Origin of the sequence: Streptomyces sp. NPDC005017 (assembly GCF_042873115.1) — a bacterium.
Classification (GTDB): domain Bacteria; phylum Actinomycetota; class Actinomycetes; order Streptomycetales; family Streptomycetaceae; genus Streptomyces.
Genome location: NZ_JBIALD010000006.1, coordinates 83,828 through 98,136, shown reverse-complemented (window position 1 = coordinate 98,136; position 14,309 = coordinate 83,828). Strand labels below are relative to the sequence as shown.

12 protein-coding genes and 1 pseudogene are annotated in these 14,309 nt (G+C 71.0%); 8 read left to right on the top strand and 5 right to left on the bottom strand.

Annotation, left to right across the window (positions count from 1 at the left end; genetic code table 11):
* Positions 1-80 precede the first annotated feature (80 nt).
* Entirely contained in the window at positions 81-671 is a 591-nt protein-coding gene (locus ACFYR0_RS11325; protein ID WP_389324847.1) for a DinB family protein, read from the bottom strand.
* Positions 672-972: 301 nt separating this feature from the next.
* On the opposite strand from ACFYR0_RS11325, the gene ACFYR0_RS11320 reads away from it, so the two are divergent.
* Both ACFYR0_RS11320 and ACFYR0_RS11315 read left to right on the top strand, forming a co-directional pair.
* Complete coding sequence (locus ACFYR0_RS11320) at positions 973-1,554, top strand: DinB family protein (RefSeq protein ID WP_389324844.1); 582 nt, start codon at positions 973-975, stop codon at positions 1,552-1,554.
* Positions 1,509-1,871, top strand: a pseudogene (locus tag ACFYR0_RS11315) (DUF6185 family protein); the annotation flags it as partial. The gene ACFYR0_RS11320 and the pseudogene ACFYR0_RS11315, both read left to right, overlap by 46 nt.
* 77 nt (positions 1,872-1,948) lie before the next feature.
* On the opposite strand, the gene ACFYR0_RS11310 reads toward ACFYR0_RS11315, so the two are convergent.
* Complete coding sequence (locus ACFYR0_RS11310) at positions 1,949-2,629, bottom strand: NAD(P)H oxidoreductase (protein ID WP_389324841.1); 681 nt, start codon at positions 2,627-2,629, stop codon at positions 1,949-1,951.
* Between the two features lie 112 nt (positions 2,630-2,741).
* On the opposite strand from ACFYR0_RS11310, the gene ACFYR0_RS11305 reads away from it, so the two are divergent.
* Positions 2,742-3,671, top strand: coding sequence for an AraC family transcriptional regulator (locus tag ACFYR0_RS11305; RefSeq protein ID WP_389324838.1), 930 nt, complete (start codon positions 2,742-2,744; stop codon positions 3,669-3,671).
* A gap of 128 nt (positions 3,672-3,799) precedes the next feature.
* Here ACFYR0_RS11305 and ACFYR0_RS11300 read toward each other — a convergent pair whose 3' ends face one another.
* Positions 3,800-5,062, bottom strand: coding sequence for a hypothetical protein (locus ACFYR0_RS11300; protein ID WP_389324835.1), 1,263 nt, complete (start codon positions 5,060-5,062; stop codon positions 3,800-3,802).
* Between the two features lie 438 nt (positions 5,063-5,500).
* On the opposite strand from ACFYR0_RS11300, the gene ACFYR0_RS11295 reads away from it, so the two are divergent.
* Together ACFYR0_RS11295 and ACFYR0_RS11290 are read left to right on the top strand one after the other, a co-directional pair.
* The gene (locus ACFYR0_RS11295) at positions 5,501-6,556 is read left to right on the top strand and encodes a PI-PLC domain-containing protein (RefSeq protein WP_389324833.1); all 1,056 of its coding nucleotides are present in this window, start codon (positions 5,501-5,503) and stop codon (positions 6,554-6,556) included.
* A 566-nt stretch (positions 6,557-7,122) separates the two neighbouring features.
* A complete protein-coding gene (locus tag ACFYR0_RS11290; protein WP_389324831.1) occupies positions 7,123-7,773 on the top strand; it encodes an FG-GAP repeat domain-containing protein in 651 nt (216 codons plus the stop codon).
* A gap of 252 nt (positions 7,774-8,025) precedes the next feature.
* Here the strand turns inward: ACFYR0_RS11290 and ACFYR0_RS11285 are convergent, their stop codons facing one another.
* Both ACFYR0_RS11285 and ACFYR0_RS11280 read right to left on the bottom strand, forming a co-directional pair.
* Entirely contained in the window at positions 8,026-8,217 is a 192-nt protein-coding gene (locus ACFYR0_RS11285) for a hypothetical protein (protein WP_389324828.1), read from the bottom strand.
* Between the two features lie 264 nt (positions 8,218-8,481).
* Entirely contained in the window at positions 8,482-9,585 is a 1,104-nt protein-coding gene (locus ACFYR0_RS11280) for a hypothetical protein (protein ID WP_389324825.1), read from the bottom strand.
* A gap of 615 nt (positions 9,586-10,200) precedes the next feature.
* On the opposite strand from ACFYR0_RS11280, the gene ACFYR0_RS11275 reads away from it, so the two are divergent.
* The 3 genes from ACFYR0_RS11275 (at position 10,201) to ACFYR0_RS11265 (ending at position 14,291) form a co-directional block, all read left to right on the top strand.
* Positions 10,201-10,848, top strand: coding sequence for a DUF402 domain-containing protein (locus ACFYR0_RS11275; protein ID WP_389324822.1), 648 nt, complete (start codon positions 10,201-10,203; stop codon positions 10,846-10,848).
* A 511-nt stretch (positions 10,849-11,359) separates the two neighbouring features.
* Complete coding sequence (locus ACFYR0_RS11270; RefSeq protein WP_389324819.1) at positions 11,360-11,725, top strand: hypothetical protein; 366 nt, start codon at positions 11,360-11,362, stop codon at positions 11,723-11,725.
* Positions 11,726-11,732: 7 nt separating this feature from the next.
* On the top strand, positions 11,733-14,291 hold the full coding sequence (locus ACFYR0_RS11265) for a substrate-binding domain-containing protein (protein ID WP_389324816.1): 2,559 nt from the start codon (positions 11,733-11,735) through the stop codon (positions 14,289-14,291).
* Positions 14,292-14,309: the final 18 nt, after the last annotated feature.

Here is a 14,309-nt window from a genome sequence, read left to right as displayed (position 1 = left end):
ATCACGTCGAACTGACGGCGTGTGCGGTCGCCGCCGGGAGCCCTCTGGGGCGCCCGGCGGCGGGCTGCCCCAAGGTGCTGTCAACCGACCCTCGGAGATGCGGCCTCCCACGGCTGGACCCAGGGATCGGGCCACGCCTCGGCCGCGGCGAGCAGCGGGTCGAAGGTCGCGCCGTCGATGGTCTCGCGGATGACGTCGGCGTGACCACCGTGCCGTGCCGTCTCCTCGATCAAGTGCAGCAGGACCCAGCGGACCGACCACTCCTTGACCTCTGCGGGGACCCATGGAGCCCCCTGCGGCACAGGAACGGCCTGCCCGAGGTCCGGTATTCCGGCGATCACCGCGTCAGTCCGCTCGGCCGCCGCTGCGTACGCGGCCAGGGCCTCGGCCAGGCTCTCCTCCGGGGCGAGCTGGAATTCGTCCCCGCCCGACTCGTCCGCCCTGTGCCGCGTCCCGTGTCGCCGCTGAACGACGAGGTCGGTCCAGAAGCCTTCGCAGCGTGCGGCGTGCTTGATCAGCCCGCCGATGCTCAGCCGGCTGGCGGAGGCAGCCGTGCGAGCCTGCTCGTCGGTCAGACCGTAGGCGGTGGCCCGCAGCGCGCGCCGCTGATGGGCCAGGTACGCGGTCAGCGCTGTGCGCTCATCGGCGACGGGCGGGACGACTCTCGGCATGACTGGCCTCTCTCGCGACGCAATTGCTTGCAGCAAGTTTCACTCGAACTCTACGGCTGCTCTTGATTTTCGTATACAGACCGACCGATCTGATCCTCGACTCCGGGACCGGCTCGGCCGGTCGTGGCCCCGGTGGACGTCGAGTGGGAAGCCGACTGTCAGCGATGCGGGCGATTTCTGATGGGTGATAGGGGGCTCGGTGTGCCCGGGCGGCAGCGCGTCCCCCGGTTTGCGCAAGGAGGTGAAACTCTTTTCATGAGAGGGCTTGACTGCCTCTTCTCAAGGAGGGAGGGTCAGCCGCATGCCCGCACACGTACCGCCGATCGCCGACGAGCGCGAAGGCCTGCTCGCCTACCTCACCCAGCAGCGCCAGGCTCTGCGCGCCACGGCCCACGGCCTGACGGACGATCAGGCAAGGGCGACGCCCACCGCCAGTGAACTGAGCATCGGCGGTCTCATCAAGCACGCCGCCCGCTGCGAGGCCGGCTGGACGGACCTGATCCTCCAGCGGCAACGCGGCCCGCGGCGGACGGCGGACGAGAGCGACTCCGCCGAGTTCGTGCTCGCCGTGGAGGAGACGCTGGCGGACGTGCTCGACCAGTACGAGGCCGCGGCCCGGGAGACCGACGCGGTGATCGCCGGAATCGCCGATCTCGGCCAGGCCGTGCCGGTCCCACAGGGGCTGCCATGGTTCCCCGCCGACGTGAGGAACTGGTCCGTCCGCTGGGTGCTGCTGCACCTGATCGAGGAGACCTCCCGGCACGGCGGTCACGCCGACATCATCCACGAGAGCATCGACGGCGCCACCCTGTTCCCCTTGATGGCCGCAGCCGAACAGTGGCCCGACCCGTGGTTCCAGCCCTGGCAGGCCCCGACCGGCTGAACGGCGGCACGCAGACCAGGTCGGCCACGGGTGAGGAAGCAGCCGTCCCCGCTGCCGTCCTCCTTCTGTGGCCAGCCTCGGAATGCGGCGAGAACGTTTGCCATGAAGGCCTGTTGTGGAAAGCACGCCTTCGTGGTGGCGCGTCACCTGGACCGTGTCCTCGACCTGTCACGTTCGACCACGAGGACCGGACCTGCACGAAGGCGACCAGCGACCTGACGGTCACCGTTCCGATGTCCTGGAAGCACGCCGACAAGCTGCTCTTCGGACCGCGCAGCGAGGGATGCGGGCTGGCTATGCGGTGTCTGGCAGGGCCGGACGGTGCTGGCCGTCGCCGTGCCGCCGCTCGGGCCGACCGGCGTACTGCCGGTCGGCCCGAGCGGCATGGGTGCCTTCAGGCCGCGACCGGTTCGTTCGCGAGGAACTCGTCCACGAACTTCAGGGTCCGGCGGTCGAAGTCGGCGTACTGGGCCTCCCGTTCGGTCCCGGCGACCGCGTCGCCGACGAGCAGGTTCCCTTCGGCGTCGACGCGCTGCGGTCGCTCCTCGGCGTCGAGGAGCAGGCCCACGGAGGAGTGCGAGAACCCGCAGTACGAGGCGATGCCCGCACTCAGGTTGGCTTCGAGGACGGCCTGCATCCCCTGTGCGACGGGATCGTCGGAGGTGGCGCCGGCCAGGCCGAGCCAGAGCATGCGCTTGCCGGCCAGGCGGGGCCTGCTGCGGCCGTAGGCGAACCCGTAGTTCCACACGCGGTCGATCCATCCCTTGAGGACGGCGGGCACGCTCTGCCAGTACACGGGGAAGACGGCGACGACGACGTCGGCGGCGAGGATGCGCCGCATATGAGTGTGCGTCTCCTGCGAGTACGTCTTCTCCCGGTTGCCCCAGTCCGGCTGGTCCTCCACGTTCATCCGAGGGTCGAACCCCTCGGCGTGCAGGTCGAGCAGGTCGACGCGGTATCCGGCGGTCTCGAGCCGGGCGGCCGCCCGGCGGGCGGTGTGCGCGGTGAGGGAATCGCTACGGTGGTGCGCGACGACCACGAGGGCTGTCCTGGTGTCACTGCCGTGCTGCGGCACAGTGTCTCCCGATGGGGCTCGATGTGTTCGGTGGGTCCAGTACAGCCGCGGCCGCGTAGATGATCCATGGGAGAAGGTCTCCGAAGCATAGGAGACCGTCTACGATTCCCGTATGGATCCCTTGAGTTCACTGCTGAGCGGCATCCGCGCCGAGGGCTCGGTCGTGAGCCATGCCGTCCTGACGGCGCCCTGGACCATCCGTTTCGCCGACGGCGCACCGCTCACCATGGTCACCGTGCTGCGCGGGGGCGGCACCCTGTTGCTGCCCGACGGCACCGAGCGCGTGATCGCCGCGGGCGACACGGCCATCGTGCGCGGCCCCGCGCCGTTCCTTCTCGCGGACGAGCCCGGCGCCGTCCACCGCCCCCACGCGGAGTACGAGATCAACTGCTTCACCCCAGAAGCCCCGTGCTCGGGCCGGGAACTCGGCGGCATTCACTGGGGCGCCGACCAGGGTGGGGCCACGGCGCTCGTCGTGGGTGCCTACCGTGCCTCGGGCCATCGCCACGAACGGCTCCTGCGCGCGCTGCCGCCCGTCCTGGTGGTCACCGAGGACGCCGAGGTCTGCGCCTGGCTGGAGAGCTCCGCCGCCGACGCCGCCCGGTTCTCATCAGGTTCGCAGGCGCTGATGGACCGGCTTCTCGACTGGGCTCTGGTGTGCACGCTGCGGACCTGGTTCGACCAGGCGGGCGCCGACGCTCCGAGCTGGTACCGCGGCCTCGCCGACCCGGTCCTCGCGCCCGCCCTGCACGCCTTCCACGGCCGGCCCGCCGATACCTGGACGGTCGCGTCGCTGGCCGCGCAAGCCGGCGTCTCCCGGGCGCTGTTCGCCAGACGCTTCACCGAGCTGATGGGCCCTCCACCCCTCGCCTACCTCACCGAGTGCCGTATGGACGACGCCGAGGCACTCCTCGCGGACACTGACCTCAGCCTCGCGCAGATCGCGAAGACCGTGGGTTACGCCGACGCCTTCGGTTTCAGCGCCGCCTTCAAGCGTCACAAGGGCGTGAGCCCCAGTGCGTTCCGCGCTGCTGCGGCGTGATCCGGGCCGCAGATCCCGGAGGGGTGGCGTCGAGGCCGGGAGCGGCAGCGACCGGATGCTCGGCACACGGCGCCATGGGGAGGGCCCGAAGGTGTGTGAACCTCCGGGCCCCTCGCGTGTGTTCGGCGTCAGACGGCGGTGGAGCGACGGCGCCTGACGAGTGAGACGGCCGCGAAGCCGAGCGCGAGCAGGACACCTGCGGCGGTGGCGTACAGGCCGGCGCCGGAGCCGGTGGAGGCGAGAGCACCGTTGGCGGTCGTACCGCCCGAGGCCCCGCCGGTCGTCGCCGCGGTCGCGGAGGCGGACGGGCTCGCGGTCGTGCCGGTGGACGCGGAGCCGGACGGGGTCGAGGACGGCTGCGTGGTCGGAGACGTCGAGGGTGACGGCGAGCCGGTGGAAACCTGTGCCGGGCGGATCCGGGCATCGGCGAGGGAGTCGACGAACGGCTGCCCTTCCTCCATCTCGTACAGCGCGTGGAGCCGTACCTGGCTCTCCTTCGCGACCTTGGAGCCCTTGTCCAGGGAGAGGTTCAGCTCAAGGATGTCCCTGCCCGCCGCGGAGCCGAAGCCCTTGGGGAGAGCGGGCAGTTCGAAGCGGTTGGGGGTGGACTCAGCGAGCTTCACGGTCTTGCCGCCGACTTTGGCCTCCAGGCCGAAGTCCATGTCCTCGCCCGCATCGATCACCAGGGTGCGGTCGATCTCGGCGGGGAACTCTCCGGGGCCGGTGGCGAGGGTGGACAGCGCCATCGCGGCGCGCTCGCCCGGGCGCAGGACGACGCCGGCGGTCGGATCCAGCCTGACCTCCAGGGAGCCCGGCTCGATCGCCGGCTCGGTGTCGAAGACCACGGTGTTGCGGGCCGGGTCCGCCGTGACGTTGCCGCCCAGCGGCTGGGCGGTGAGGGTGAAGTCGCCGTCGTTCGTGGGGTATCGGGTGCCCAGCCCGAAGGTGACCTTCCAGGTGAACTCCTCGTGCGCCGGCACGGAGAAGACGGAGGAGGCGGTGCCGGAGACAGGGAAGAACAGGCCCTGCCACTGGCCGTCCTGACGGCCCGTCGCGGACTTGGTGGCCGGGGCGTCGACCGCGGTGACGTCGAAGACGACCGAGTCCTTCAGCATCGGGCTCGGTCCCTCGGCCGTGCCGGGCAGCCACGCCTTGAAGTCCTGTGCCTTGTCCGAGGAGTTGGTGACCGTCAGCGTCATGGACCGGGTGGCCTTGCCGCGCTCGAGCGTGCTGTCGGGGGCGGGAGCGCCGAGCGTCATGGTGAGGGGCTTGCCCGTTCCCTCCGCGGCGTTCGCGGAGGCCGGGACGAAGGCGGTACCGGAGACGGCGGCGACCACGGCGGCCGCGGCCACGGTACGGGTACGGCGGGCTGCGGCGAGACGAGCGGACATGGTGGACTTCCCCCAAGGAATCACTGGACGCGACGGAAGGGCGATGTGCGAAAGGCGACCCGCTGCCGACTGGTTCCCGGTTGTCCGAGTCCCCCCGGCGGTCGGCGGTGCACCTATCTTCACTCCAGCTTCATCCATGATCCATAGGCGGTTCGTCACTGCTTCGCAACAGCGCCGGAGCGCTTGATTCCGCAGTTCAGGACCGGTTCGGGGCGGTCACGGTGGGGGCGCGACGGGCGAGGTGGGCCCCGCCGTGCGCGGCGACGGCCCGGATGCGAAGGAACAGGGCTGACGCAGCCGATCAGCCAGTCAGTCTCCGTACTCTGCGCCCACGGGGATGGCGCCGGATCCCGGCAGGCCTGGGCGACCGGGCGCATGAATCCGGTCATGCGCGTCCGCGTACGGGCGGATTCACGCTCCGCACGCTACCCTCCGCCCATGACGGACTCGGGCATGCGCATGTCACACAGGGCGCGTCAGCGCTCCCTCGTACTCCTTCTCCTGCTCGCCCTGCTGGGCTTCGCGAGCGCCGCGGCCGCCGCCCCCTCTCCTCCGTCCGCGCCCGCAGAGTCCGTCCGAGCCGGGTCCTCCCCGTCCGCGGCAGCCGTGGCCCGCTGGGGGGACCGCCGAGTCGACGAGGTCTCCTTCCTCACCACCCACAACGCCTTCACCAACTACGGCGACTCCCGCTGGAGTTCGGCGAACCAGTCGGAGTCCGTACGCGCCCAGCTCGACAACGGCGTCCGAGGCCTGAGCCTGGACACGCACTGGTACGAACGCAGCACCTGGCTCTGCGTCATCAGCTTCGGCAGCGACTGCTATCCCAGCGACGTGTACCTGTGCCACGGCGACTGCAAGACGTTCGCCGGCGTCACGTACGCCCTGCCCCGGCAGACGTTCCACGGGACGATGCAGACCGTTGTCGACTTCCTCGCCTCGCACCCGCAGGAAGTCGTCTCCGTCTTCCTCGAGGACTACGTCAGCGCCGACCAACTGCGCCATTCCCTCAGCCGGGTCAGGGGACTGCAGGAGATGCTGCTCCGCCCCGACGACTGGGGCGTCCGGCAGAACGGCTGGCCGAAGGTGGCCGACCTCGTCACCTCCGGCAAGCGGCTGCTGATCTTCTCCGACCGCCCCGACCGCGAGCACCTGGGCGTCATGTACGACAAGTCCTGGACCGTGAGCAACTTCTGGAGCCTCGGAGACCTGGGCAACGACCTCACCTGTGTCAGCCGCTGGGCCGACGTCCCGCTGAACCGCCAAGAGCCCGGATTCCGGCGTCTGTTCACGATGAGCCACCACCGCAACGTGCCCACCGTCCTGACCGCGGCCCAGGACAACGGCGCCAAACTGAGGAACCGCATCGCCGACCAGTGCCGGACCGCTACCGGAGGCCGCGAACCGAACTTCGTCTCCGTCGACTTCCACCGCCTGTCCGACGGCAGCGGGCACACGCCCGCGTCGATCGTCACAGAGCTCAACGCGAGCCGCTGAGTCACCGGCGAGGCATGCGCACCGCGGGCTGACACTCGCCGGCCCCTGATCCAGTGCCGGCGGCTCACCGGGGGCGCGCCGTCGGCACACCCCCGGTGAGCCGCCGTGAGGTCGACGCCCCCGGCTCCGGCGTGCGGCTACGCTGCCGCCCTGCCTCTGCGGCGTGCTGCGCTCCGCCGGAACGAGGCCCAGCGGTCGATGTCGAGCAGCGCCCGGGGTCTTCGAGCATGCCCGGCACCTTCCGCCGAGCTGTCGGCGTGCCGTCGCCGCAGCAGCGCACGAGCCCGGGTGGGGCGCTCGTTCCGCCTTGGCGTGATCCATGTGCCGTCCCGGCGCCGTCTTCGGCCTTCCTTCGAGTACCGGACTTCAGCTCGCGTTATGTCATGCACGCAACATTGACGAAGGGGGCTCCTTGTCCAGACTGACGCGCCCGGCGACGGCCCTGATCATCGCCCTGACTGCGCTAGCCGCGGCCCTCCCCGCCGATGCCTCACCAGGGGGCTCCCGCGCAGGCGTCGTTCTCCCCGCACACGGTCGATGCGTCGCTGCCAGGCGCGGCCTTCGCCGTGGCGAGCGACGTTGTGGGCGACAACCGGCGGGAACTCCTCGTGACGGGATTCGGTCACTTCCAGCCCCTCCTGGGAGGGCCGCCCATCCCACCGGCGGCCGGCAGGCTGGCCCTGTACCAGCAGAGCGGCAGGGACGTCGGCACCTGGTCGAAACGCCTGGTGTTCGACACTGACGCGGCGATTCCCTTTCCCAACGAGCCTGCTGTCGCGGACGTCGACCGCGACGCTGACCGCGACGTGGTGGTGCCGGGCGGTTTCATCCGCTGCACGCAACTGTGCGGGTCCCTCACCTGGTGGGAGCACCGCCCCGGTGGCGTCTGGAAGCGGCATGACATCGTGACGCCGGGCAGCTCGGCCCTCTTCTACCACCGTGTCGTGCTGGTCGACTTCGACGGGGACGGTCGCAAGGACCTGGTGACCGCCGGAGAGTCGCTGGAGCCTGTCGTCAGGATCGAGGGCCGTCCTGCGGCCGGCGCGTGGATCCAGGTCTTCCGGGGCGTAGACGGACCCGAACGCTTCAGTTCGGAGCCCGTCGACCTCGCGCCCGGCGGGGGCGCCCTCCCGGTCGTGGCGGATGTCGACTCCGACGGCGATCTGAGAATCGGAAGCAGAAGGGACGGACGCAGGGCCGGAGCCGGATCTCGGTGACGGTCACCGTGCCGTGGAAGACGTAAGCCCGAATGTCGAATCGAGCAGGTGCGCCGCGAGGCGACTTTGCAGATCGCGGCTTTTGACGAAGGTGTTGCGCCGATCATGCACAGGCCTACTGACATGGAAACCCCTCTTGGACGCCAGACCCCATGCGCCAAGGACTTCCACAACGGGGTGGCGCCGGGTCTGGGCGGTGCCGGGGGTGTGCGGGCGGTCTGATGGACGCGCTTCCGTTGGGCTTGCGGCGGGTCATGGGTTCACGCTCTGGAGGAGGCCGATGACGATCGCGGTGAAGACGCCGAGGGCGGTCAGGGCGATTCCGATCGGCTGTCGCAGGCCTGGGTGGCGGTAGGCGAGGTAGCCGAGTCCGCCGGCGAGGGTGAGGCCGATGACGGCCAGGAGCAGCGCGGTGAGCACGGTGAGCATGGCAAGGACGGTCACAGGTTTCCTCTGGCTTTTCGGGCACGCGGCGGGGCCGGGCGCGGTGGACGCCGCACGCTGCTCTGGCTCCGCTGGGCTGGAGCGGCTGTGGCGGCTTGTTGCCACTGTCCGGGCCGGTGGCCGATTGCCGGAAGAGGGTCCGGGGTCACGCAAGTTCCGCAATTCTTCGCTCACTGTGCGGCCGCGGGTGTTGCGGCGGCAGGCAACCAGCGAGGACGGCGGGCCTGTTCCGGCCGACGGGGCCGGGACAGGCCCGTGGCCGGGTCAGATCCAGGTGGAGAGGACGTCGTCGACGCTTGTCTCGCCGGTGTGGAGGTCGTTGCGGACGACCAGGGCCAGCAGCCCGCACAGCCACACCGAGCAGCCGACGAAGAAGGCCAGCGTGGCGGCACCGCCCGCGACGGCATTGCCCCTGAGCGCATCGATGACAGCCCAGTCCAGGTCGGCAGCGGCCTTGGACTGCGCGTCGGTGGCCACTGCGACGAGGGCACTCAGCACCATGAGGACGAAGCCCGCGCCGCTGGTGATGAGGATGCGCCCGGTCGGGGGTTTCCGGCGGTCCGTCTCCTCCCCGAGCGCGGGCGTCTGGTCGGTCTCGGCGCGTTCCCTCTCCGCGGCCAGGGCCTGTTCGGTGACCGCGATCGCCTCGGCCAGAACGGCCTCCTCCCGCTCATGCCGCCACGGCTCCTGCCTCGGCGCCGCCGTGCGCGCCTCCGTCAGCTCGCCGTGCAGCGCCTCGATCGTGGAGTGCGCCTTCACCAGCTCACCGCGCAAAGCCTCGATCGTCGCCCGGTCCACCCGGCGACCCTGGCGCTCGGCGGAGAGCTGTTCGCTTCGCTCGCTGATCCTGGCCCGTGCCGTGGCCAGCTCCTCAGCCCATTGCCGCTCCCGCTTCTGCGCTGCGGCCAGCTCCCCAGCCCTCTTCCGCTCAAGCTCCCTTGCCGCGGCGGCCACATCCCCCACCCTCACCCCCTCCCGCCGCTCCATCCCGCTCTCCAGACGGGCCAGCTCGCGCGCATGCTGCTCAGCTTGCAGCGCAAAGCGCGCGCGAAGGCCGTCCAGTGTTCTGAGTGCTTGCTCGCAGCGGTTCTCCGCGGCTGCGGCCCGGTCGGCGGCCCGGTAGCCGGCATGCCGGGCCTCATCGACAGAGGCCAGTGCCTCCATGTACAGGTCCCGGGTCCGGTCACGTTGTTCGCCGCTGACCTGGCACGCTGCCAGGACAACGTCGACGAACTTCCGGCCGGGCATGCGGGTGTTGCCTTCGTCGTCCCGGGCGTTCAAGTTCCGCGACAGCCACGTCTCGCTCCTGCCCATGTGCGCCGCTGCCTTCTTCTGCGTGCCGAAGGTCTGGATCACCAGCGCCCGCATGTGCGTGCACCAGAGCTCCACCTGCGGCGACCGCCCCCTGCCGCCCCGATCCGCCGGATCGCGGCCTGCCTGTTCTGCCATTTGCCCCGCTCGCGCTGGTGGTCGATTGCCCTGCGGGCAACTCGGTCGTCCTGACCAGCAGACAGTGCCAGGAACGAGGCGTCACGGCATCAGCATCGCGGCATCGTGACCTCATCGGCAGGACTCTGATCTCGTCCGGCACGCGAAGCGGTCGGGTTCGTACGCAAGTGCCGCGCGTTCGTACCCGTTCCGGCGCGATCCGACAGTACGGGTGCGTCAAGGCGTCTGCCCGACCGCGGGGGAGTCGCGTCGGCGGCGGCATGCCGAGGCGGACACACTGATCACGACCGCGCACTGCGGTCGTCGCGGCGCTGCTCGGTGAGCCCGGCTGCTCTGCGTCGGGTGTTGTCGAGCCATCTGTCGAGCTTGAAGTGAACGAAGCCGTCCACGCCATCTTCCGGGGACGCGCCGACCTGGGGTGGCCAGGTCAAAGGGCCCCCTCAAGCTCCCCTCTACGGGGGCTTGCCAGGCCGCCTGGTTGCCGCTGGGCTGGATGCCGGCGCCGGACAGCCTGGCCGTGGCGAAGGGGGACGGGTGCGCAGCTTCGAGAGGGGGCAGGCGGTCGTACGGCGCGACGTGCACCACTCCGGCCGTGTGTGGAGCGAGCACGCGCTGCGTGTCGTGTCCGACACCGGTCAGGCACTGGTGGCCGCCTGCCCGCCGGGAGCCGAGACCCGCCGGCCCGCCCTGTACGCCAAGGCCCGTGCCGATGGCGACAGGTCGGTGCGCATCGAGGCGTTCGACGCGATGTCCAAGGGCCAGTGGCAGCTGGCGTACGGGGTGTGGCAGGAGACCGAGCTGCTGCTGTGGAAGCCTGCGAGCGCATGGTTCAGCGTCAACGCCTTCTACACACCGGCCGGACTGCGCAACTGGTACATCAACTTCGAGCATCCCACCCGCCGTACGGCGGACGGGTTCGACACCTTCGACCTCGTCGTGGACCTGGTCGTGGATCCCGACCTGAGCACCTTCACCTGGAAGGACGAAGACGAGTACAGCCACGTGCGACGGCTCGGCATCGTCACCGACACCGAACACCGGGCCGTGGACGCCGCTCGCGCCCAGGCCCTGTCGATGATCGAGGAACGCTCCGGTCCTTTCGCGGACGCCGTCGCGTGGGCCGGCTGGCGGTGGAACCCAGCCTGGCCCGCACCGAGCCTGTCTCGACGCCCGGACTGTTGATCGCAAGGCCGACGAACTTCCGGCCGGTCTCGGGCGGCCGTTTCCGTCCAGGGCGTTCAGTCCTCGCGACAGGAACCTCTCGCTGCGGCCCCTGCGCGCTGCTGCCTGTGGCAGGTCGCCGCTGCGTTCGCGTGCCCGTGGCTCTCCTCTAACTGGCTGGTCGTCAAATCGTTCTGGCAAGAGAGCGGTTCAGGACAGCCGCGTGCTCATCGATCGCGTGCCGCTTCAAGGTTTCGTACCGCCGGCACGCTCCACCTCATCGTCCTCGCTCAACGCGCCCGACCATCACCAAGGCGGGAGAAGGGGGCACGACCCGACTCGCGGGAATCTCTGGCTCCAGCCGGCCCGCGCTCCGGACCGCGCGCAGAGGATGCCGATGCCGCCGGGCCCGAGACGCGGCACAGGCAGGCGCACGGGGGCGCGGAGCGGCGTGGGATCGGCGGGGCACACGCCGAGAGGAGGCGCGTGTGAGCCCTTCCGCGCTCCCTGGGACTGATGCCAGGATGAAGTCATGACTGAGGGGGAAGCAGTGGCCGGCACGGGCGTACGGGTCCGGTTGGACGGGGGCGGCGGCGGTGACGTCAGCGCTCTGAAGAAGTGGCTGGAGCAGGAACAGCCGCTGGCGGAGCTGATAGGCGCGCACCAGGTGACGGTCGAGGAACGGCATCGCACCGATCAGCCCGACGGCCGCCGGCACATGGGATTCGGCACGGAGATCGTGCTGGTGATCGTCGGTTCCACGGCCACGGTGACCGTCACGGCGCTGCTCGAGCACGTGCAACGGGCGGTGAAGGCATGGCTGGCCAACCGCCGCCAGGTGGAGAGCGGCGATCCGCCCCGCCCCGCGATCAGCGAACTGGACTCCGACGAGACATAGACCCTCCATGAGCGGCTATGACCCGCGCGGAAAGGCGAACAGGGCGCTCCTGGTCGGCGTGTCCGAGTACGACCATGTCCGGCCGGACGACCGGGAGGGCGTGCCCGGCCAGCTCCCCGGCGTCCTGCACAACCGCCTCCGGCTCCGCGAGGCACTGCGCCGGACCGGACTGTTCGAGGCGGGCCACATCACCCTGTGCGCCTCGCCGCCCCACGACGTGTTCAACGAGGCACTGCGCCACGCCGCACAGGAGACCGACGGGCTGCTGCTGTTCTACTTCGCCGGGCACGGCATCGTCCCGGCGGCGGGCGACGAGCTGTTCCTCCAGATGAGCAACGCGCGCGTGGTCGCGGGACAGCACGACGCCTTCCCCAACGCCGTGCCCTTCACCGAGATCCTGGCCCAACTCGTCGCCAGCCGCGCCGAGCGGGTCCTCGTCGTCCTCGACTGCTGCTACGCGGGCAACGCGGCGGCGATCTGGCACCGGTTCGACCACCTCAGGCGCCGCAAGACGCTGCTCCTGATGAGCGTGCAGTCCAACCGGCTCATCGACGCCGGGGACGGCAGCGGCGCCACGCCGTTCACCGAGGAACTGGTACAGATCCTCGAGAAGGAGGCGGAGCTGTCGCTCGGCGCGCTGTACACGCAGCTCAAGGAGCGTATGGCCGCCGCAGGACATCGCACCGCGGTCGACGACGGGCAGGACCCGCAAGGCGTGTGGGAGCCCGGTGAGGACTTACTCCTGCGGAGCGCCGGCACCGCCACGCACGCGCCTCCCGCACCTCAGGACGGGCGAGCCGGGCCGCATCCTCGGAGGCGGGGCCGCCGCCTCGCCGCCGTCCGGGCCGCCGCCGCACGGGCGGGGCGTATCCGGCCGCGCGTCCGCCTGCTGCTGGCACTCGCCGTGCTCGTCGCGGGCTGCGGCGGCTACGGCATCAGCCGCCTGCTCGGCGACGACAGCCTCTGCGCGCCGCCGCTGGAGCTGCGCGTCCTCACCGACCCCGAACTGGAGCCGGTGGTCACCGCGGCCAAGACCCGCTTCCTCGACTCGGACGCGAACAAGGAGGACGGCTGCCACCGCCTCGGCATCACCGTCTACAGCGCGGGCGCCGCCGAGACGGTGGACGCGCTGCACAGGCACACGGACCCGTGGCAGGAACCCCACCCGGAGGGGGAGAATCCGCAGCGGGACATCGGCCCGCAGCCGGACGTGTGGATTCCCGCGACCGTGGCCGACGTCAGGCGTGTCACCGAGGACCGGCGCGTGCGCTCGTACGCCCGTCTGGAGCCGGAGCCGAAGCCGCTGGCGTACTCGCCCGTCGTGCTCGCCGTCCCCGAGGGCCTCGCCACCGAGGCTCCCCGACGCAGTGGACGCCCGCTGGCGGAGCTGATCCGCGCCCTCGGACAGCGCCTCCCGGAAGCCGAGACCCGCCGCCCCGATCCGGAACGTACGGACTCCGCGCTGCTGGCCACGACGGCCCTGTACGCCACCGGGACCGGTGCCCGCGACGCCGAGCGGCGGCTCACACAGGCCGCGGCACCCGCGCCGACGGCCGCGGAGCTGCTGTGCGACCTGCTGGAGGACACCGGCGTGGACCGCCGCACGGCGGCGCTCGTACCAGAGTTCCTGCTCAAGAGCGGCACCACCTGCAGCAACGTCACCGTACGGCGGGTGTCCCGGGTCGCCGAGTACCCGCGCGACGTGCCCGCCCTCCGGCCGGCGTTCGTCCGCGTGCGCTGGCAGGACGCAGACCGGGACGAGGACCGGCGGAACGAGGCGGTGCGGTCGTTCCGCGACTGGCTGTACGGCGAGGAGGGCCAAGCCGTCCTCGGCGCCGCGGGCTTCCGCTCCGCCGGCACCGGACACCGCCTGCTCGCCGCGAAACCCGCCGAGGGAATGCTCGCCGACCCTGGGCGTCCCCAGCCGGACGCGGTCGGGAAGACGATGACCGACACGCTGCTGCGGTACCGCACTGCCAGCGGCCCGGGCCGGGTGCTGTTCCTGCTCGACAGCTCCGGGTCCATGGCCACCCGGTGGAAGGGGTCGAGCGGCGGCCCCGGTCTGGTCCGGAAGGCTCTCGGCGCACTCGCCGACGACAAGGACGAGTACGGCGTGTGGGCGATGCACGGCATCTCCGGCGACGGGTACGCCCCGCTGCTGCCACTCGGACCGCACAAGAAGGCCGACGCCGAGCGGATCCTGCTCGACGGCGACCTCACCACGGTGCACGACACCGAGGCCGACCCGCGCCGCGCCCTCCTGGCCGCGCTGGAGCAGCTGGCGGACCGCGACGGCGCGGACGACCGGCCACAGCTCGTCGTCCTGATCACCGACGACGAGGACAACAACCGGCTGACCGGCGCGGACCGCGCCGCCGTCCTGGCCAAGGCGCGCACCGCACGGATCCCGGTCGCGGTGGTGTCACTGGACGGCGGAGGCTGCGACCCGAGCCGCGTGGACGCAATGCTCGCCGAAGCGAGCGGCGGACGCTGCCTGGACGCCGGCGACGACCTCGGCACCGCCCTGCACGACGAGGTCGCCCGCACCGGTATGGGGGACGGATGAGGACCTGGACACCTGGCG